This window comes from Chelatococcus asaccharovorans (assembly GCF_003201475.1).
Taxonomy (GTDB): domain Bacteria; phylum Pseudomonadota; class Alphaproteobacteria; order Rhizobiales; family Beijerinckiaceae; genus Chelatococcus; species Chelatococcus asaccharovorans.
On the sequence record NZ_QJJK01000006.1, the window covers coordinates 308,230 to 327,505 of the forward strand.

The following is a 19,276-nucleotide window of genomic DNA, read 5'->3' on the forward strand; positions in this document are numbered from 1 at the left end:
CTCCGTCAGGACGCCGGGCGCGGCGCCTTCTTGCGGTCAGACGCAGGCGCGGGTGCGGCCGGAGCCGGGGCGCGGGCGCTGCGCATGCCGAGATAGATCAGCACGGGCGTGGACACATACATCGCCGAGTATGTGCAGACGAACACCCCAAACAACATGACCTGTGCGAAGCCCTGGATGGCCTCGCCGCCCACCACAACGAGCGCGACCAGCGACAGGATCGTCGTGGTCGCGGTCATGGAGGTCCGTGACAAGGTCGAATTCACGGAGAGATCGAGCAGTTCCTCGATCGGCATCGTCTTGTACCGCCGCAGCAACTCGCGCGTGCGGTCGAACACCACGACGGTCTCGTTCAAGGAATAGCCGACGATCGTCAGGATCGCAGCGATCGAGGTCATGTTGAACTCGATCTGGGTGATCACGAAGAAGCCCACCGTGAGCAGGATGTCGTGCATCGTGCCGATGATGGCGCCGATGGCGAAGGTGAGCTCGAAGCGGAACCACAGATAGGCGAGCACGGCGATGATCGCCAGCACGACACCGAGCGTGCCGGACTGCACCAGTTCGCCCGAAACGCGCGGGCCGACCGTTTCGACCCGGCGGAACTCGTAGTCTTTCTCGAAGACGTCACGCGTCTTCTGGACCACCGTTCCCTGCGCCTCCTCGCCGCCCTCCTGGATCGGGAAGCGAATGGAGACACCGCCGGAATTGCCGAACTCCTGCACCTCGGGCGTACCGAAACCGAAGCTCTCGGCCTCCTGGCGGATGGCACCGACATCCGCCTTGCCCGAACGGGCCTGGATCTCGACCAGCGTCCCGCCCTTGAAGTCGATGCCGAAGTTCAGCCCGATCGTCAGCGCCAGGATAACGGTGATGACCGATATCGCAGCCGAAAACGGTATCGTGACACGCCGAAAGCGGACGAAGCGGAACTTGGTGTTGTCGGGGACGATGCGGATCAGGCGCACGCGCGATAAGCTCCGGTTCAGAACGGCAGTTGCTTCGGCCGGGCGACGCGATACCAGAGCGCAATCATCATGCGCGTCATGGTTACCGCGGTGATCACCGTGGTCAAAATGCCAAGGATGAAGACGACGGCGAACCCACGCACCGGCCCTGATCCCAGGAAGAACAGGATGAGGGCTGCGATGAGCATTGTCGAGTTCGAGTCGAAGATGGTCGCGAAAGCCCGGGTGAAGCCCGCGTCGATCGCCGAAATAATCGAGCGGCCGCTATGAGCCTCTTCCCTGATGCGCTCGTAGATCAACACGTTGGAATCGACGGCCGTGCCGATCGTCAGAACGATGCCGGCGATGCCCGGCAAGGTCAGCGTCGCGCCGAGCAAGGACATCAGCGCCAGGATGAAGACCACATGCACGACCAGCGCGATATTGGCGAAGATGCCGAACAGGCCGTACGTCGCCAGCATGAACAACGCCACGAAGATCGACGCGACATAGATGGCCAGCGTTCCCGCTTCGATGGAATCCTGTCCGAGGCCGGGTCCGACCGTCCGCTCCTCGACGATCGTGAGCTTGGCCGGCAGGGCGCCGGCGCGCAGCAGGACGGCAAGATCATTGGCCTGCTGCACGCTGAAGCTGCCGGAGATCTGGCCCTGACCGCCCGTGATCGGTGTCTGGATGCGTGGCGCCGAAATCACCTCGTTGTCGAGCACGATGGCAAGCTGCCGTCCCACACCTTCCGACGTTGCCTGGCCGAAGCGCTGGGCGCCGCGCAGGTTGAAGCGGAAATTCACGATCGGCTGTGACGTTTGCGAATCAAAAGCGGGCTGGGCGTCCGTCAGATCCTCGCCCTCGACGATGACACGCCGCTCGACCGGCACCGGCTGCCCGGCATTGTCGCGCGAGGGAATCATGTCGACATCGGCCGGGTTGGCGCCGCCTTCCGCGATGAAGCGGAACTGCAGCTTGGCGGTACGGCCGAGAATCTCCTTGAGCCGCTGCGGATCCTGCAGCCCCGGCACCTGCACCAGCACGCGGCCGGCGCCTTCGCGCTGGATGTTCGGCTCGGTCGTGCCGAGCGCATCGACACGACGCCGCAGCACCTCGATGGTCTGATCGACGGCACGGCGGACCCGATCCGTCACGCCCACGTCGGTCAAGGTGACCTGGATGAGACCGTCCGCCCCTTCTGAAACGTTGATGGTGCTGTTGCCGGGCGTGCCAAGGATGGCATTCCCCGCCGGGCGCGCGAGTTCGTTGAGACGCAGGAGGAGACGTTGCCGGTCCGCCTCGCTCGGCACGCGCATCTGCAGGCCGCGTGGCAAGGCTACGATGCCACCCTGCGGCGCAATGCGCGTCTCGCGTAGGATGCGCCGGACATCTTCGCGCAGGCTGGCGACCTGCGCACGGATCAGGTCGTTCTCGTCGACCTCCAGCACGACATGCGAGCCGCCCTGCAGATCGAGACCGAGCACCATCGCGCGATGCGGCACGATCCAGGCCGGGATCCAGCTTGGCACCGATGCCGCGATGCGCTCGCGTGTCGTCTCCGAAAACAGGTTCGGCGCCGCATAGGCGAAGCCGAGCAGCGTCAACAGGAGAATCGAGATGATCTTGGCTTTTGAGTAGCGCAGCATGGGCGGCGGCCTCCGCCTCAGCTCTTGACCGGCTCGGCCTTGGAACGCACTTCCGAAATCATACCACGCACGATGCGCACTTTGACCCCTTCGGCGATCTCGGCCTCGACTTCGCCGTCATCGACGACCTTCGTCACCTTGGCGATGAACCCGCCAGAGGTCACGATCGTGTCGCCGCGACGCACGTTCTTGATCATCTCCTGATGGGCCTTCTGCCGCTTCTGCTGGGGGCGCAGAATCAGGAACCACATGATCACGAAGATGAGAATGAAGGGGACGAACTGGATGAGCATGTCGCCCCCGCCACCGGCAGGAGCCGTGGACTGGGCGAAGGCTGGCGTGATCACGAGAGTTCCCTCCGAAACAAGGTCCGACCCAAGGTGGGTGAAAGCGTACGGTCTGTATGAGGCGCGGACTATACCCATCGATCGATGGAAAGCAATCCAGCCGTGTGCTTAGAGCATGGACCGTACCCGAGAAAGACAATATCCAACGGTCAAGATTTGCGGAGCGAGACGGAGAAGCGGACCATGGCGCCGAAGGACGAGCAGCAACACCAGGATCCGAGCCTTTCCGACGGCGTGCTCGTCTCCACGCTGGAACGGATCGCCCAGGCGCTCGAGCGCCTTGCGCCGCCGCCGCCGGCACCAACCGATCTCGCCTCCGCCGATGCCTTCGTCTGGCACCCGCCTGCCCGGCTGCAGCCCGTTCCGCGGGTCAATCGCGTCGAGATGTCCTTGCTGCGCGGAATCGACCGGGTGCGCGATACGCTGGCTGAAAACACCGAGCGCTTCGCCCGTGGCCTGCCGGCCAACAACGCCCTGCTCTGGGGCGCGCGCGGCATGGGCAAGTCATCGCTCGTCAAGGCCGTCCATGCCGAGACGAACAAGCGCATCGCCGATCCCCGCCCGTCTGCCGACGACAGCCGGCTGAAGCTCATCGAGATCCACCGCGAGGATATCGAGAGCCTGCCTAACCTGATGGGGCTCATCCGCTCATCCCAGCACCGCTTCATCATCTTCTGCGACGACCTGTCCTTCGACACCGACGACACCTCCTACAAGTCGCTGAAGGCGGTGCTCGAGGGAGGCATCGAGGGCCGTCCTGACAATGTCGTGTTCTACGCCACCTCGAACCGCCGGCATCTCCTGCCCCGCGACATGATGGACAACGAACGCTCGACGGCCATCAACCCCGGCGAGGCGATCGAGGAAAAGGTGTCCCTGTCCGACCGATTCGGCCTCTGGCTCGGCTTCCACAAATGCAGCCAGGATGAGTATCTGGACATGGTGTTCGGCTATGCGAGCCACCTCGGCTTGTCGTACGACCAGGCGAAGCTGCGTGCCGAGGCGCTGGAATGGGCGACGACGCGCGGAGCACGTTCAGGCCGCACAGCCTGGCAATTCGTCCAGGACCTCGCCGGGCGCACCGGGACCGTGATTGAGGGTTAGGCCAATCGACCTTCGGTCATTGTGTAAATCGCTGGCGTCCCCTCTCCCCCAACGCCGGCAGTTGCCGCAACAGGGCGCCGGCGCCAATCGCTAGCGTCCCCTCTCCCGTTTGGGAGAGGGACAGGGTGAGGGCGACTGCCGAATCCGCAAAGCGCCCCCCTCACCCGACACTTCGTGCCGACCTCTCCCCGCCGGGGAGAGGTGAGAGCCCCGGCACCGGCCGCAGACGCCGACGTCGATCGATTGGGTTCCCTCACCCCCAACGCCGGCAGTTGCCGTGTTGGGCTCTATAAGAATGCCGAGTTGGCAACAGCCAACTTGGGCTGGAGAGGTGAGACAAAAAACCCGGCACGTCGCGCGCGCCGGGTTTCTTGACAGTGGGGAAGAGAGATTGCCGCCGTTCAGAGCCCGGCGAGGTGGTTCATGGGATCCACCGGGGTCGAGCCCTTGCGCAGCTCGAAATGCAGCTGCGGCGACGAGACATTACCGGTCTGGCCCGATTTCGCGATGGTCTGGCCGCGCTTCACTTTCTCGCCGCGCTTCACCATAAGCTCGCCATTGTTGGCATAAGCGCTGACCCAGCCGTCCTCATGCCGGATCAGGACGAGATTGCCGTAGCCCTTCAGCTCACTGCCGGAATAGGCAACGGTGCCGCCTTCGGCCGCCTTGACGGGCGTTCCTTCCGGCACGGCGATATTGATGCCCTCGTTGCCGCCGCGCCCACCGAAGCCCTGAATCACCCGGCCACGCGCCGGCCAGCGGAACTCGTTGGCGGACGCTCCCGGCTTCGGAATGCTTCCCGTGGTCTCCGGCTCGGTCGGCTGCGCGACCGCCACCTGCTGCGATGCCGCGGGCTTCGCCGCCTGGGCCGGAGCGGCTGCGGACTTCGCCGCGGCAGCGGGGGCAGCGGCCTGCGTCGGCTTCACCTCCGGCGCGGCCGGTTTTGCCGCGGTTTTCGACGGCGCGGTCAGAACCTGGGTCTTCGCAGCCTCGACGGCCTGCGTTGCAGGCTTCGTCAGCGTGGCGCTGCCGAGGCGCGGCGCAGCGGGCGGCTGCACCTTCGCGATCTGCGAGCGCGCGGACTGGTCAACCGCCGCGAGCTGGCGCTGCGGCTGGGCGGCGAGATTGCCAACCGCCGCGCGGCTGCTGGAGACCGTCGACTGAACCTGATTGCGCTGGGCCGAAATCACCTGGCTCGCGTGCTGCACCGGCGCCGCCGACGGGTTATAGACAGGAATGGTGATCTGCTGGCCGGGTGCCACGCTCGTCCCCTTGAGGCCATTGGCCGCGACAAGGGCCGAAACCGGTACGTTGTAGCGGCCGGAGATGGCGGCGAGCGTGTCGCCGGAACCAACGACGAAGGGCGTTCCGCCCTGCGCCGTCCAGCCGGTGGCGCTGCCTATGACGGCCTCCGCGGGAGCCGTCGAACGGGGCGCTGTGGCGGGCGCGGCGAGCGGCGCGCTGGCGACCGCCGCCGGCGGGGTGTAGCCACCCTGCGCGTTGTCGTAGCCGCTGACGGGCGCTGACCCGCCAAGGCTGCCGGTGGTGGCGACCTCATCCTGCCCCTTGGACTTGAAGGGGTCCGCGAAGGGGTTTTGCACGAAGCGCATACTATCCGTGCCGCAGCCGGACGCGACGCTCGCGAGAAGCCCTACAATAGCCACCCGCGACAACAGCCGCGGCCGCAACGACGCTAGACGTTCACGCATCGACACACCCACTTCAACGCAACAAATCCGCAGGCTGATTAAAAGCGGATTCAGGTTAAGCAAGCGTTGCTTTGGGGGGTATTATGGATAATTTCTGCTCGTGATTCTCGTGTGGTTCTCGTTACAATCTTCAAAGTGCTTTCGCGACCCCGTGTGCCAAGGGCGGCAGGCGGATGGCGACGCCCAGCTCTTCAGTCAGCGTCCCGTCGGTCGCCCGCGTCATGCGCAGCAAATGTTGCCGGCCATCGACGTTACGGGCCCCGACAAGGCAACCACCGGGCGCAAGCCTGGCCGTCAGCGCCAACGGCGGCGGCTCATCAAGCGCGCCGTTCAACAGGATGCGGTCGAAAAGCCCGAGGCCGTCCTCGCCGCCGTCCGTGGTCTCACCGATCGCCAGACCATCGGCCGCCATGATCCCGACATTGTCGAGATTGAGCGTGGCGATACGTTCCGTCGCGGCCAGCGCCAGCGTCCTGAAACGCTCGACGGAGGTGACAGAGCGGCCGAGATGCCCCAGCACCGCAGCCACATAGCCTGAGCCTGTTCCCACTTCGAGAATGCGATGACCGCGCTTGACACCGAGCGAGAGCAGCATCGTGGCGATGGTTGCCGGCGCCGTCATCGTCTGGCCGCAGGGCAGCGGCAGCGACACGTCGGCGCGGGCGAGATCGCTGAAACGGCGCGGGGCAAACAAGTCGCGCGGCACCATTTCCATGGCGCGCAGCAAGGTCGTGTCGCGAATGCCCCGCGCCCTGAGGCTCAGCAGGAAGGCAACGGTCTCCTCGGCGCCGGGTTGGGGACCCGCGCGCCCGGTGTCGGCGCCGAGGCCTGCACCTGGAATGGGAGCCGTCGGTTGTGCCATATCGTCAGCCGAACAGCCGCGCGAAACGCGTCATGGTCGGCTCGTGGGTCATGTTCAGCTGCAGCGGCGTCACCGAGATCCTGTGCTCGGCGAGGGCCTTCAGATCCGTGCCATTGGCGAGATGCGGCGTCCCGCGCGTCGGCGTCAGCCAGAAATACGGATTGTTGCGACCGTCCATCCGTTCGTCCAGCTTCAGCACATCGAGACCGCGGCGTCCCTGCATGGTCACCGCAACGCCCTTGACGTCCTCAGGCTGGCAGGCCGGAAAGTTGATATTGACGAGGGTACCTTCGTCGAGGCCGTCGTCGAGCAGCTTGCGGATGAGCGATGCCGCATGGGTCTCAGCGCAGCCCCAAGGCGTGTTGTCACGCTGGCCCGCCGGGAAGGCCTGCGATAGCGCAATCGCCGGAAGGCCCAGGATGGCGCCTTCCATGGCGCCGGCGATGGTGCCGGAATAGATGACATCCTCGGCGACGTTCTGCCCGCGATTGACGCCGGACAGCACCAGGTCCGGCGCCTTGTCGGCCAGCACCTTGCGCATGCCCATGATGACGCAGTCGGAGGGCGTGCCCTTCACGGCGAACTCGCGCTCGCCGACCTTGCGCAGCCGCAGCGGGTCATGCAGCGACAGGGAGTGCGACACGCCGCTCTGGTCGGTTTCCGGCGCCACGGTCCACACATCGTCCGACAGCTCATGCGCGATCGCCTGCAGGACCTTCAGCCCCGGCGCTTGAATGCCGTCGTCATTGGTCACGATGATGCGCATGGCTTATCCAGTCCTTCTTATCCTGCAAACGTCACGAATGGCTGGAACGCTATCACGCCCCGGGGCCGATATACGATCGGCCCCCTGCCGCAAAGCCGTCCCTCAGGCGACGGCCTCGACGGTGGTCTGGCCCATCATGTAAGGACGCAGCACGGGCGGAATGGTGACCGATCCATCCGCGTTCTGCCAGGTCTCCAGCACGGCAACCAGCGCGCGCCCGACCGCCGTGCCCGACCCGTTGAGGGTATGGACAAGCCGCGTCTGCTTGGCGCCGGCCGCACGGAACCGCGCCTGCATGCGCCGCGCCTGGAAGTCGCCGCAGACCGAGCAGCTCGAAATCTCGCGATAGGCGTCCTGCCCGGGCAGCCACACCTCGATGTCATAGGTCTTCTGCGAGGCAAAGCCCATGTCGCCGGTGCACAGGGTCACCACCCGGTAGTGCAGCTCAAGCCGCTTCAGGATCTCCTCGGCGGCGGCCAGCATGCGCTCGTGCTCCTCGCCGGATGTCTCCGGCGTGGTGATGGAGACGAGCTCGACCTTGGTGAACTGGTGCTGGCGGATCATGCCGCGCGTGTCCCGCCCGGCGGAGCCCGCCTCGGCGCGGAAACACGGGGTCAGTGCGGTGAATCGCTTTGGCAGCTCTTCCTCGGAAAGGATTGATTCGCGGACCAGATTCGTCAGCGGCACTTCCGCGGTCGGGATCAGCCAGTGGCTCCCGGCGGCGGCGTCTGCCTGGGCGCGCCCCGCTGTCACACTGAACTGATCGTCCTCGAATTTCGGCAGCTGCGCCGTGCCGAACATGGCATCGTCACGCACCAGAAGCGGCGGATTGACTTCCGTATAGCCGTGCTCGCCCGTATGGACATCGAGCATGAACTGGCCGAGCGCCCGCTCCAGCCGCGCGAGCTGCCCCTTGAGCACGACGAAACGCGCGCCGGAAAGCTTGGCCGCCGTCTCGAAATCCATGAGGCCGAGGCCCTCGCCGATCTCGAAATGCTGCTTCGGCGTGAAGGCATAATTGCGCTTGGCACCGTGCTGGTGGCGCTCGACATTGTCATGCTCGTCGGCGCCGGTCGGCACCGCGTCGAGCGGCGTGTTGGGGATGGCGGCCAGTTCCCGATCGAGCTCGGCCAGCGCCTCACGCTCCTCCGCCTCGAGTTCGGGCGCCCTGTCTTTCAGCGCCGCGACCTCGGCCATCAGCGCCTGCGCGCGCGCCTCGTCCTTCGCCTTCTTCGCCTCGCCGACTTCACGCGACAGCGCGTTGCGCCGCTCCTGCACCGATTGGGCGGCGGCGATGGCCGCACGCCGGCGGTCATCGAGCCCGAGAAGCTTGTCGAGAAGGGCTTGTGCCGCCTCCTTGGAGGAGCCACGGCGGATCAACCCCGTCACGAAGGGTTCGGGGTTGTCGCGAATGAGGCGAATGTCGTGCATGGGCCTGTGCTATCTCAGCCGCCGGGCAATCATCAACGGCGTGCTTGCGGCAAGGCTCACTCCGCTTCGCGTGCGGCCTCGGCTTCCGCCCGCTTCTTCTCGACCATCCGGACCGAGACGATAGACAGCTCGTAAAGGAGGAGCGTAGGCAGGGCAAGGGATACCTGGCTGATGATATCCGGCGGGGTCAGCACGGCCGCGACGATGAACACGCCGACGATGGCATAACGCCGCTTGTCCTTCAGGAACTGGCTGTCGATCAGTCCCGCGCGCGCCAGAAGCGTGAGAATCACCGGCAACTGGAAGCAGATGCCGAAGGCGAAGATCAGCGTCATGATCAGCGAGAGATACTCGCTGACCTTCGGCAGAAGCTCGATCGCGGCGTGGCCCGGGCTGCCCGCCTGCTGCTGGCCGAGCGAGAAATTCATCACCATCGGCATGGCGATGAAATAGACGACAGCCGCGCCCAAGGCGAAAAACAACGGCGTCGCCACGAGATAAGGCAGAAAGGCCTGCCGCTCGTTCTTGTACAGACCCGGCGCGACGAATTTGTAGATCTGGGTCGCCACCACGGGGAACGACAGGAAGGCCGCGCCGAAGACCGCGATCTTGATCTGCGTGAAGAGATATTCGAGCGGTGCGGTGTAGATCAGGCGCACGTCTGCGCCCGATCCGGCGGCGAACACATAGGGCCACACCAGGATGTTGTAGATCTGCTTGGCCAGCAGGAAGCAGAGGAAGAACATCACGATAAAGCTGATCAACGCCTTGATCAGGCGTGAGCGCAGCTCGATGAGATGATCGATCAGGGGCGCCCGTGAGGCCTCGACCTCGTCGAGTTCTTCCTCGACAGGCGGCACGCTCGTCTGAACCTCGCTCATGTCAGGCTTCCTTCGCCCGGCACTTCAGGCTTGGTCACAGCGGCTTCGCCCGCCGGGGCCGCCTCGCCCGCGGCCGCACCGGCCTTCCGCGCCTCCTGAGGTACGGGAGGCGTTTTGGACTTGATGCCCGTCTGGGGCTTAGGGGCGATCTTGGGCTTAGAGGCGATCTTGGGCTTGGGGGCAATCTTGGGCTTGGGAGCGATCTTGGGCTGGAGAGCGGTCGTGGATTTGGGAGCGGTCGTGGATTTGGAGGCGGCCTTGGCGTTGCCAGACGCTACGGCGTCTGCATTGGCCACGTCTGTATTCGCCGCGACAGTCGTCCCGGACCGGGCCGGGGCGGGAGATTTGGCAGCGGCCGGGGAGCGCGGAGCCCGCGCCTTGGGGGCCGGGGCGACGCCGTCACCCGTTTTTTCGGCTGCGGCTGTCTTGCTTCCGGATCGGACGGCAGGCTTGCGCGTTGCGGCCGGAGCAACGGCCCCCACAGGAGCAGGCTCGGCCGACTTGACGGGCTCGGCCGACTTGGCGGGCTCAGCGGCCTTTGCCGCTTCGGCCGACTTGACGGACTTAGCCGACTTGGTGGGCTTAGCCGGCTCGGCAGGCCCATGCGCTGCATTCAGAATCGCTGCGGGCTCGGGAGGTGTAGGCAGTTGGGCCAAGCCAAGATCGAGTGGCGGTGCCGGATGATCCGGATGCGGAGCGGCAACCAGGTCTGAAGCCGACGCGTGGACCGTGCTGGAGGCTCCTCCGCCAATCGTAGCACCGCCCTCGGCCGCCTCGGTCGTGGCCGACGGGTCCGAAAGCGAGGACGTCGCCGGCGTATCAGGCCCCGCTGTCACGGCCGGCTTGTTCTCGATGCTGCCGCGCAGGTCGTCGCGCACCGTCTGCAGTTCATCCCGAACCGTCTGGAGCGGATTGAAGGACTTGGTTGCATCCTTCACGCTGTCGACGCTGCGCTTGATGTCGTCGAGCTCGGCCTCGCGCATCGCCTCGTTGAACTGCGCCTGGAACTCCGCTGCCATGCGCTTGAGCTTGGTGGTGAACTGCCCAACCGTCTTCAGGGCGCGCGGGAGATCCTTCGGACCAATGACGACGAGCGCCACCGCACCGACCAGGAGTAATTCGCTCCAACCTATATCGAACATGTCAGGCTCAACGGCGTCCGGCGATCCGATTGCATCAGGCTCATCAATGCGGCCGGGCCGCCGCGCGCATTATCGTAATCAGCCGGCCTTACGCTCGCCGGCGGGCGACTCGACACCAGCGCCGGCGGAAGCCTGATGGCCAAGCGGACGCGGCGGCTCCGATACGGCGGGCTGCTGAGCCGCCTTCTCGTCATCCTCGCTCATGCCCTTCTTGAAGGCTTTGATGCCCTTGGCGACGTCGCCCATCATGTCTGAAATCTTGCCCCGTCCGAACAAGAGCAGCACGATCACGCCAACGACGATCCAGTGCCAAATGCTAGCTCCACCCATCACTCAATCTCCGCGAGCACCCCAAGGGCGCATCAAACGCCCGCACCGTCAGCAGGCTGTACTTTCCTCGAACCTAGGCGTCCGGAACGGCGAAAACAAGCATTTCGTCATCGCCATTGCGTGAGCGCTGTGAAGCTCGCGCTACGCCGTGAAGCACCTGAGCCCCAACTCTGTCAGGGTGCATCTTCGTCGGGTTCGCCCCCCTCGCCAAACCTCTCGCCAACCTCCTCGCCAAGCCGTTCGAACAGATTGTCCTCGAGCGGGCCGTCCTCCAGCGGGTCCTCGTCGCCCGTCAGCGCCGGGCTGTCGCTCGGCAGCGGCACGCTGAAGGCCGAAGGCACGCGGCCGTCGATGAAGCCCGCCCCCTTGAGTTCGTCGAGGCCCGGCAGGTCGTCGATGGCATCCAATCCGAAATGCGCAAGGAAGGCCGCCGTCGTCCCGTAGGTCACCGGGCGCCCCGGCGTCCGCCGGCGTCCGCGCAGCCGGATCCAGGAGCTCTCCAGGAGGGTGTCGAGCGTCCCGCGCGAAGTCGCGACGCCACGGATATCCTCGATCTCGGCGCGTGTGACAGGCTGATGATAGGCAATGATGGCAAGCGTCTCGAGGGCGGCCCGCGACAATTTGCGCGGCTCCTCGACCTCTCGTGCCAGCGAGGCGGCCAGATCCGGCGCGGTCCGAAAGACCCATAGGCCGGCGACGCGGACAAGATTCACGCCACGGCCGGAATAGGCGGCCTGTAAGCGCGCAAGCACGGCCGGCACATCGGTGGACGGCGGCAGGCGGCCCGCAAGCGCCTGCTCGCTCACCGGCTCGCGCGACGCAAACAACACCGCCTCGGCTGCGCGCAGGGCCTGCGCGAAGAGGAACGCCTCCTCGTCGTCACCCCGGATGGCCTCGATCTCGGCGGTCATGCCGCGTCCTCTTGTGCGTCCCCTTGTGCGTCCTCTTGTGCGGCGCCCTGCGCGATGCCCCTGTCGTGACCGGCGTCGCCCCGCCCAGATAAAGCCGCGGCGTCCTCGTCGACCTTCGCCTGAAGGGACGGCGCCACACCGTCGGGCTTTTCACGCTTGCGCACCCAGAGGGGCGTGAAGGCCCCATCCTGCTGCAGGTCGAGGAGGCCTTCGCGCACCATCTCGAGCGTCGCCGAGAAGGCGGAGGCCCTCACGGTCGCCTTCATGCCCGGATCCACGGCATAATCGACGAGAAAATCGTCGAGCTGCGTCCAGTTGGTGGCGACGCCGACCAGCCGCTCCAGGGCTTCGCGGGCATCGACCAGCGACCAGACGAAGCGCTTGCGCAGCGTCACGCGCGCATTGGCGTTCTTCATGCGCTGACGGGCATAGGCGCTCAGGAGGTCATAGAGTGTCGCCTCCCATTGCGGACGGGAGATATCGCCGATCGCCTCTGGCTGGCCGCGCGCAAAGAACTCGCGCCCGAGCTGGGGCCGTTCGGCCAGTTTCTTCGCCGCCTCCCGCATGGCCTCGAGGCGCCTGAGCCGCAAGGCCAGCGCCGTGGCCAGATCAGCCGCGCTCGGCTCATTGCCCTCCCCCTTCGGGGGCTCCGGCAACAGAAGCCGCGATTTCAGATAGGCAAGCCACGCTGCCATGACGAGATAATCAGCCGCGAGCTCAAGACGCACACGGCGCGCCTCCTCGACGAAGCCGAGATATTGCTCGGCAAGCGCGAGGATGGAGATGCGCGTCAGATCGACCTTCTGGCGCCTGGCAAGCTCAAGCAACAGGTCGAGTGGACCCTCGAATCCGTCCACATCGACGATCAGGGCCGGATCGTCATCGTCGCGCTCAGATCGCGCGACATCCTCGAACGCAAGTTCGCGAGTCACGGCATTTCGCTCCGGAGGCGCTGATTCGTACCAAATGCCAGCTTCAGCGCCTCACGCGGCTGTCGCAAGCGCTAGCGTCAGGCAAGCCATGCCTTCCACAGGATCGAATGGCTCGGCCCCAGCCGCCGACCGTTTCAGCGCGGCGGCCGCGCGGGCCTTGGCCTCGCCCGCGAGCAATGGGACCTCCGCCGCAACACGACGCATCTCGTCGAGATCGCCGTTGCAATGGAGAACGACGTCGCAGCCCCCGTTCAGCGACGCCCTTGCACGCGCCTCGGCCGTGCCGGAGAGCGCATTCATGGACAGATCGTCGCTCATCAGCAAGCCGCCGAAACCGATCGCCTGGCGGATCACGCGACTGATGACGACCGACGAGGTCGTTGCGGGATGGCGTTCATCGATGGCCTTGTACACGACGTGCGCCGTCATCGCGAGCGGCAAGTCCGACAGCAGGCGGAAGGGCACAAAGTCGCACATCTCAAGATCGGACAGGGGCACGTCGACAATGGGCAAGTCGTGGTGGCTGTCGACGCCGGCACGACCGTGGCCAGGGATATGCTTGAGCACCGGCAAGACACCGCCCGCCAGCAAGCCGTCGGCGGCCGCCCGGCCGAGATCCGCGACGACGCGCGGCTGCGAACCATAGGCGCGGTCGCCAATGACCGAGCTCGCCCCCGGGATCGGTATGTCGAGCACTGGCATGCAGTTCACGGTTATGCCGAGCGACAGGAGATCATGGGCGATCAGGCGCGCCCCGAGCCGTGCGATCTCGCGCCCGAAGGCCTCGTCACGCGCGTAGAGCTCGCCATAGGCCCGGCCGGGCGGATAGTCCGGCCAATGGGGAGGCTTGAGCCTTTGTACGCGCCCGCCCTCCTGGTCGATGAGGACAGGCGCATCCGCCCGCCCGACAGTCTCGCGCAGCTGCGCCGTCAAGGCCCGCACCTGGTCCGGCGTATCCACATTCCGCTTGAAGAGAATGAACCCCCACGGCTCCGCGTCGCGGAAGAAACGCGCTTCCTCTGCGCTCAAGCTAAGGCCGGAACAACCAGCGATCATCGCGCGCGTCATGGCACATCAACCTATTGAAAGGGTAATCTTATGGCGAGAGCAGCGAGCGGCCAACGACGGGCGCTCGGAACGCGACAATTCAATTCGTCCCCTGAAACGACGATCCCTCGGGCTCGCGTGCCCGAGGGAGGGACGGTGATGATGAAGGCGTCGTGCGCAGCGATATCGCAGCGATGCCATGACGCCGATTAGTTAGTTGCGGGCCACGAAGCACTGCCCGCCGGAAGCCTGCAGACGCGTGCACAGCGAGGTCGCATCCTCACGGGAGAACGGCCCGACCCGCAGACGATAGATAACACGGTCATTGACTTCCGCGCGCCTGACCTGCGCCCGGTAGCCGGCGAGATCGCCATAGCGGCGCTGAAGGGAAGCGAAGAGGTCGCGCGCTTCCTTCTCGCTGCCCGGAGCGCCCAGTTGCACGGCGAAGCTGCCGCCGCTTGTGGCCGCGGGCGCCGCTGCTCCCGGGCTCGGGGCCTGGTTGTTCACCGCGGCGATCTGTTCCGGCTGCGCGGAAGCGGGTTGCGCGGCGCGCTGCTGCTGCGCGGGCGGAGAAATCCGCAGCGGTGCGCGCGTCGGCGGACGCGGCGGTGCGGGCGGAGCGGCCACGGGCTGGGCTTCCGCCTGGGCCGGCGGCTCGCTGGCCCGCGGCTGCGGTGTCTCGGGTGTCGCATTGACGGGCGTTGGATCAGCGGCGGCCACCCGTGGCGCCGGCTGCGGCGCCTGTGGCGGGTCCGTCATGATCGTGCCGTCCGGGCGCACCGACACCGTCTTCACCCTGCGGGGTTCTCCGAGAATCGCGGTCGCCGGGTGCGGAGCCGTCGGCCCGCCCACGCCCATGTCGCTTGATCCCGCGGGCGACAGCGCATTCGGCGGGCCATCGGTGGAACCCGTCGCGCCCGTAGCCGTCGGCTGCTCCTGACGCAGCGCCTGGTTCACATCGAGCGGTTGCTCCTGACGGCTGACGATCTTCGTCTCCTTCGCGACGGGATCGCCGGCGCGTTCATAGATCGCCTTGTTCTGATCCGGCACGACGACACCGCCCGGATTCTCGGGCTGCACCTTGACCGGCTGGTCGTCGGCGGTAATGACCGGCGGAGCGTCGGCGGACGTGCCCGAGCCGCCCCTGAAGACGAGCGCCGAGGCAACACCGACCGCGGCCATGCCCAGAATGAGAACGACTGCGATCAATCCCTTGCGGGAGCGGCGCTCGGGTATCGTCTCATCGGCATAGGCAGCCTCGTCATAGCCGTCATTCCGCTGGCGATCGTCGCCATCCTGAAAATCGTCAGGACCGCCATCCTGGTAGCCGGGATAAGCATAAGTGCCGGTGGTCGGATCGAAGCGGGGCTCTGCCCCGATCTCGGGTGCGTAGGATTGATCGTAGTGCCCTGGCCGGGGCTCCGGACCCCGCTCGTGAAAAGGCTCGTCCGGTTGGGTCTCCCGCGACGGATGGAGCCAGGCCGGTGGCTCGACCGGATCAAAATGATCGGCGTCGCGCTGCGGAGCTATCCGGTCGTTGGCGGCAAATCCCGGCAGGGTTCCGCGCATCGGCGCCCGCTCATCAGGCTGGCCATAGCCGGGATGCGCAAAATCGTCGTTCTGTGACTTCTGTGGAAGTCGCTGGCCCGTGTCACCTTCGCCCGCCGAGCGAAAATTCCGGTCATCGGCGAGAAGACCGCGAAAGGGATCATCCTGGCCAACGATGCGTGCCAGCTCGGCCAGCGGATCACTGCCGGCAAAGGGCTGCTGGTTGTTCCCTGACGGCCGCACGGGACGATCGTCAAACGCGGGATCTTCAGCAAAGCGAGCTTTGTTTCTCTCAATCATGGGCGCAGTCCGTACTCGCGGCGCAGCCGAAGGAGCCACCCCTGTCGCCATACTCGCACGCCGCCTACGGCTTTTTTCGGCAATTGAGCGACATTGTGTCGCGCATAATAAAAGCCGCGGCTAGCGCATCTCCTCTGGTGCCGCAACCCCAAGAATTGCAAGACCAGATGCAAGGACAGACCTGACAGCTAGGACTAGACCCAACCTTGCAGTGGTCAAATCTCGATCGTCAGCATTAATAAATCGTAATTGGGGCGAGTCTTTGCCTTTATTCCATAAACTATGAAACGCACTAGCCAGCTCATACAGGTAGAATGCGACCCTGTGGGGCTCGTGAGATAAAGCCGATGCCTGCACGACGCGAGGATACTGGGCCAGACGACGCAGGATCTCGACCTCCGAATCATCATTCAATCGAGAAAAGTCATGAGATGCAAGCGCCTCCCCGACCATCGACGCGCCCGGGAGCACCTCTGCAGCCTGCCGGAACACTGACGCACAGCGCGCATGGGCGTACTGGACGTAGAAAACCGGGTTGTCCTTAGACTGTTCAACCACCTTGGCGAGATCGAAATCGAGCGTCGCATCATTCTTGCGGAAAAGCATCATGAAGCGCACGGCATCGCGGCCGACCTCGTCGATCACCTCACGCAACGTCACGAAATCGCCCGAGCGCTTCGACATTTTCACGGGCTCGCCATCGCGGAGCAGGCGCACGAGCTGGCAGAGCAGCACGATGACCTCCATCTCCTTCCCGCCAATCGCGCGGCCCACCGCCTGCAGGCGCTTGACGTAGCCGCCGTGGTCGGCGCCAAGCACATAGATCAGCTCCCGGAAGCCGCGCGCATGCTTGTTCTCGAGATAGGCGACGTCAGCCGCAAAATAGGTGTAGCTGCCGTTCGACTTCATCAGGGGGCGGTCGATGTCGTCGCCGACATCGGTTGCCCGGAACAAAAGCTGCTCGCGGTCCTCCCAATCCTCGGGCAGCTGGCCCTTGGGCGGTGGAACGCGACCACGATAGACGAAGCCGCGCTGCGTCAGCGCATCAATGGCTGCCTTGATGGCCCCGCCATTGGCACCATGTAAAGTGCGCTCCGAGAAGAAAACATCGTGATGAATGCCAAGAGCCGCGAGGTCGTCGCGAATCATCGCCATCATCCCCGCGATGGCGACGTCCCGCGCAATCGGCAACCATTCCGCCTCGGGCTTGGCCTCGAGCGTATCGCCGAAGCGCGCTGCGAGCTCCGCCCCCACCGGCTTCAGGTAGTCGCCGGGATAAAGCCCCTCCGGGATCTCGCCGATATCCTGCCCGAGCGCCTCGCGATAGCGCAGGAAGGCTGAACGGGCCAGCACGTCGACCTGCCCGCCGGCGTCGTTGATATAGTATTCGCGCGTCACCTGCCGACCGGCGAAAGCCAGCACATTGGCGAGCGCGTCGCCGAAGACGGCGCCGCGGCCGTGCCCCACATGCATCGGCCCGGTCGGATTGGCCGACACATATTCCACATTGACCGGCACCCCATCCGCCGCACCGCGGCCGAAATCTTTGCCATCCGTCAGCACCGCGCGCATGACATCGCGGTAGACGCCCGGCGCGAGCGTGAGGTTGATGAAGCCAGGCCCGGCGACCGCAACGCCAGCCACCCCGGGGACCGCCGTCAGCGCTTCACTGAGAAGCTCCGCCAGCGCGCGCGGATTGGTCTTCGCCCCCTTCGCCAGGACCATGGCGGCATTCGTGGCAAGATCCCCCATGGCGGCATCGCGCGGCGGCTCGACCACCACGCGCGACAGGTCGAGGCCAGCCGGAAGGCGGCCCGCCGCCACCAGGTCCTCGATGACGGCTGACAAATGGCGCTGGTACAGGTCGAAGATATTCATGGTGCGTCCACGGAAATATTGCGGTCGAGGGCCGGCGTTCAATCAGGCCACCGACGGCTTAGGGCACGGCAGAGGCCGGGCAATCGCGTCAAGATTGATTGAGAGATCCATCATAACTATCTGAATTCACGCACCAATCCAACAATCATGGAGCGCAGTCAGATCGGTTCCACTAGCGCAAATCAGGTGTTGCGTCAAACAAGCGCCGATGCTCCTCCAGGGCGTAGCGATCGGTCATGCCTGCGATATAGTCCGCCACGCGGCGCATGAGGCGGCCATCGTCAGCCCCGGCGAGATCCGCGCACCACTCCGCCGGCATCAGCCCGGGCTCCGCCACGAGGCGCCGGAAGAGATCGCGCACGACATGATCCGCCTGCCGACGCACGGCCATCACGGTCGGGTGCCGATACATATGCGGATAGAGGAAGCCCTTTATGCCGGCTTCCGCCTGCGCCATGCCCGGCGAGAAGGCGACCACCGCATCGCCGGCGGCGCGAATGGCATCGGCATCCGCCGGCGCCAGCGCCGAAAGGCGGCGGTCGCTCTCGGTGATCACATCCTCGACGAAGCGGGTGATGATACGGCGCACGAGTTCGTGGATGACCCGGCTGCGCTCAAGGCCCGGATAGGCGCGTTCGATCTCATCGAGGATATCGCGCAGGAAAGGCACGCCCGCCAGATCGGCCAGATCGAACAGCTCCGCCCGCAACCCGTCGTCGATGTCGTGGGCATCATAGGCGATATCATCGGCAATCGCCGCGCATTGCGCTTCGGCGCTGGCGAAACTCGCAAGCTTCAGATCCTGCAGCGCAGAATATTCGAGGATGGCGCCGGGCACCCCGTGTTCCCGATAGGCGCCGATCCCGCGACCTGCGGCATCCACCAGTGGGCCATTATGCTTGACGAGCCCTTCCAGCGTCTCCCAGGTCAGGTTGAGCCCGTCATAGGCCGCATAGCGGCGCTCGAGCCGGGTGACGATACGCAAGGCCTGCGCGTTGTGGTCGAAACCGCCCTGCCCGGCCATCTCGGCGTCCAGCGCCTCCTCGCCCGTATGGCCGAAGGGCGTGTGGCCGAGATCATGGGAGAGGGCGAGCGCCTCCGCCAGATCCTCGTCGAGGCCGAGAGCCCGGGCGAGCGCGCGGGCGATCTGGCTGACCTCGATGGTATGGGTCAGGCGCGTCCGATAGTGGTCGCCCTCGTGGTAGACGAAGACCTGGGTCTTGTGCTTGAGCCGCCGGAACGCCGTGGAATGGATGATCCGATCACGATCGCGCTGGAAGGGGCTGCGCGTCGGCGAATCGGCTTCCGGATAAAGCCGGCCCCGGGTCGCACCGGGGTCGCAGGCATAGGGCGCTCGCCAGCGTTCACCATGAGGCCGCACGTCACACTCCCCGTTGAACGTCCATTGCCCTGCACTTATCTATGAGGCAGGCGCTTTGCCAAGATTTATCGGCGTGTCAATGTGGGTTCGGCTGGCGGCTGCTTTTTG

Annotated in this window: 17 protein-coding genes; 1 reads left to right on the forward strand and 16 read right to left on the reverse strand. The window is 65.5% G+C overall.

All coding sequences use genetic code 11. The features are described 5' to 3' along the window. Positions 1 to 5: 5 nt before the first annotated feature. Genes secF through yajC form a run of 3 tightly spaced genes read right to left on the reverse strand, consistent with a single transcriptional unit; the run spans position 6 to position 2,892 of the window. The gene (gene secF / locus C7450_RS15810) at positions 6 to 968 is read right to left on the reverse strand and encodes a protein translocase subunit SecF (protein WP_110375408.1); all 963 of its coding nucleotides are present in this window, start codon (positions 966 to 968) and stop codon (positions 6 to 8) included. A gap of 17 nt (positions 969 to 985) precedes the next feature. Beyond that, positions 986 to 2,599: a protein translocase subunit SecD gene (gene secD / locus C7450_RS15815; RefSeq protein WP_110375409.1), complete on the reverse strand. Its 1,614-nt coding sequence runs from the start codon at positions 2,597 to 2,599 to the stop codon at positions 986 to 988. A 17-nt stretch (positions 2,600 to 2,616) separates the two neighbouring features. Further along, positions 2,617 to 2,892 (reverse strand): preprotein translocase subunit YajC, encoded by a 276-nt coding sequence (gene yajC / locus C7450_RS15820; RefSeq protein ID WP_210206468.1) that lies wholly within the window; start codon positions 2,890 to 2,892, stop codon positions 2,617 to 2,619. Between the two features lie 237 nt (positions 2,893 to 3,129). On the opposite strand from yajC, the gene C7450_RS15825 reads away from it, so the two are divergent. Then, positions 3,130 to 4,050, forward strand: coding sequence for an ATP-binding protein (locus C7450_RS15825; protein ID WP_110375411.1), 921 nt, complete (start codon positions 3,130 to 3,132; stop codon positions 4,048 to 4,050). A 401-nt stretch (positions 4,051 to 4,451) separates the two neighbouring features. On the opposite strand, the gene C7450_RS15830 is transcribed toward C7450_RS15825, so the two are convergent. The 13 genes from C7450_RS15830 to C7450_RS15890 form a co-directional block, all read right to left on the reverse strand. Beyond that, the gene (locus C7450_RS15830) at positions 4,452 to 5,759 is read right to left on the reverse strand and encodes a peptidoglycan DD-metalloendopeptidase family protein (protein WP_245449793.1); all 1,308 of its coding nucleotides are present in this window, start codon (positions 5,757 to 5,759) and stop codon (positions 4,452 to 4,454) included. A 130-nt stretch (positions 5,760 to 5,889) separates the two neighbouring features. Then, entirely contained in the window at positions 5,890 to 6,621 is a 732-nt protein-coding gene (locus tag C7450_RS15835) for a protein-L-isoaspartate O-methyltransferase family protein (protein ID WP_110375413.1), read from the reverse strand. Positions 6,622 to 6,625: 4 nt separating this feature from the next. Beyond that, a complete protein-coding gene (gene surE, locus C7450_RS15840; RefSeq protein ID WP_110375414.1) occupies positions 6,626 to 7,387 on the reverse strand; it encodes a 5'/3'-nucleotidase SurE in 762 nt (253 codons plus the stop codon). Between the two features lie 102 nt (positions 7,388 to 7,489). Then, positions 7,490 to 8,818: a serine--tRNA ligase gene (gene serS / locus C7450_RS15845; RefSeq protein ID WP_110375415.1), complete on the reverse strand. Its 1,329-nt coding sequence runs from the start codon at positions 8,816 to 8,818 to the stop codon at positions 7,490 to 7,492. 56 nt (positions 8,819 to 8,874) lie between these two features. Beyond that, positions 8,875 to 9,699 carry a twin-arginine translocase subunit TatC gene (gene tatC, locus C7450_RS15850; protein WP_110375416.1) on the reverse strand — a complete coding sequence of 275 codons (825 nt, stop codon included), beginning with the start codon at positions 9,697 to 9,699 and terminating at the stop codon, positions 8,875 to 8,877. Next, positions 9,696 to 10,841, reverse strand: coding sequence for a Sec-independent protein translocase protein TatB (gene tatB / locus C7450_RS15855; RefSeq protein WP_110375417.1), 1,146 nt, complete (start codon positions 10,839 to 10,841; stop codon positions 9,696 to 9,698). Before tatB ends, tatC begins: the two co-directional genes overlap by 4 nt. Before the next feature lie 78 nt (positions 10,842 to 10,919). Next, entirely contained in the window at positions 10,920 to 11,171 is a 252-nt protein-coding gene (locus C7450_RS15860; protein WP_110375418.1) for a twin-arginine translocase TatA/TatE family subunit, read from the reverse strand. 173 nt (positions 11,172 to 11,344) lie between these two features. After that, positions 11,345 to 12,082 (reverse strand): SMC-Scp complex subunit ScpB, encoded by a 738-nt coding sequence (gene scpB, locus C7450_RS15865; protein WP_110375419.1) that lies wholly within the window; start codon positions 12,080 to 12,082, stop codon positions 11,345 to 11,347. Then, complete coding sequence (locus C7450_RS15870) at positions 12,079 to 13,014, reverse strand: segregation and condensation protein A (RefSeq protein WP_110375420.1); 936 nt, start codon at positions 13,012 to 13,014, stop codon at positions 12,079 to 12,081. The genes scpB and C7450_RS15870 overlap by 4 nt, the downstream gene beginning before the upstream one ends. Positions 13,015 to 13,065: 51 nt before the next feature. Then, positions 13,066 to 14,082 (reverse strand): beta-N-acetylhexosaminidase, encoded by a 1,017-nt coding sequence (gene nagZ, locus C7450_RS15875; protein ID WP_110375421.1) that lies wholly within the window; start codon positions 14,080 to 14,082, stop codon positions 13,066 to 13,068. Positions 14,083 to 14,274: 192 nt separating this feature from the next. Beyond that, a complete protein-coding gene (locus tag C7450_RS15880; RefSeq protein WP_245449795.1) occupies positions 14,275 to 15,852 on the reverse strand; it encodes an SPOR domain-containing protein in 1,578 nt (525 codons plus the stop codon). A 177-nt stretch (positions 15,853 to 16,029) separates the two neighbouring features. Beyond that, positions 16,030 to 17,787: an arginine--tRNA ligase gene (argS, locus tag C7450_RS15885; protein WP_110375423.1), complete on the reverse strand. Its 1,758-nt coding sequence runs from the start codon at positions 17,785 to 17,787 to the stop codon at positions 16,030 to 16,032. Between the two features lie 172 nt (positions 17,788 to 17,959). Next, entirely contained in the window at positions 17,960 to 19,168 is a 1,209-nt protein-coding gene (locus tag C7450_RS15890; protein WP_110375424.1) for a deoxyguanosinetriphosphate triphosphohydrolase, read from the reverse strand. Positions 19,169 to 19,276: the final 108 nt, after the last annotated feature.

Coding starts and splice junctions, on each gene's coding strand:
- secD (WP_110375409.1), bottom strand. CDS start 2,599: ATGCTGCGCTACTCAAAAGCCAAGATCATCTCGATTCTCCTGTTGACG.
- serS (WP_110375415.1), bottom strand. CDS start 8,818: ATGCACGACATTCGCCTCATTCGCGACAACCCCGAACCCTTCGTGACG.
- C7450_RS15835 (WP_110375413.1), bottom strand. CDS start 6,621: ATGGCACAACCGACGGCTCCCATTCCAGGTGCAGGCCTCGGCGCCGAC.
- yajC (WP_210206468.1), bottom strand. CDS start 2,892: ATGCTCATCCAGTTCGTCCCCTTCATTCTCATCTTCGTGATCATGTGG.
- C7450_RS15825 (WP_110375411.1), top strand. CDS start 3,130: ATGGCGCCGAAGGACGAGCAGCAACACCAGGATCCGAGCCTTTCCGAC.
- surE (WP_110375414.1), bottom strand. CDS start 7,387: ATGCGCATCATCGTGACCAATGACGACGGCATTCAAGCGCCGGGGCTG.
- tatB (WP_110375417.1), bottom strand. CDS start 10,841: ATGTTCGATATAGGTTGGAGCGAATTACTCCTGGTCGGTGCGGTGGCG.
- C7450_RS15860 (WP_110375418.1), bottom strand. CDS start 11,171: ATGGGTGGAGCTAGCATTTGGCACTGGATCGTCGTTGGCGTGATCGTG.
- C7450_RS15830 (WP_245449793.1), bottom strand. CDS start 5,759: ATGCGTGAACGTCTAGCGTCGTTGCGGCCGCGGCTGTTGTCGCGGGTG.
- scpB (WP_110375419.1), bottom strand. CDS start 12,082: ATGACCGCCGAGATCGAGGCCATCCGGGGTGACGACGAGGAGGCGTTC.
- nagZ (WP_110375421.1), bottom strand. CDS start 14,082: ATGACGCGCGCGATGATCGCTGGTTGTTCCGGCCTTAGCTTGAGCGCA.
- argS (WP_110375423.1), bottom strand. CDS start 17,787: ATGAATATCTTCGACCTGTACCAGCGCCATTTGTCAGCCGTCATCGAG.
- tatC (WP_110375416.1), bottom strand. CDS start 9,699: ATGAGCGAGGTTCAGACGAGCGTGCCGCCTGTCGAGGAAGAACTCGAC.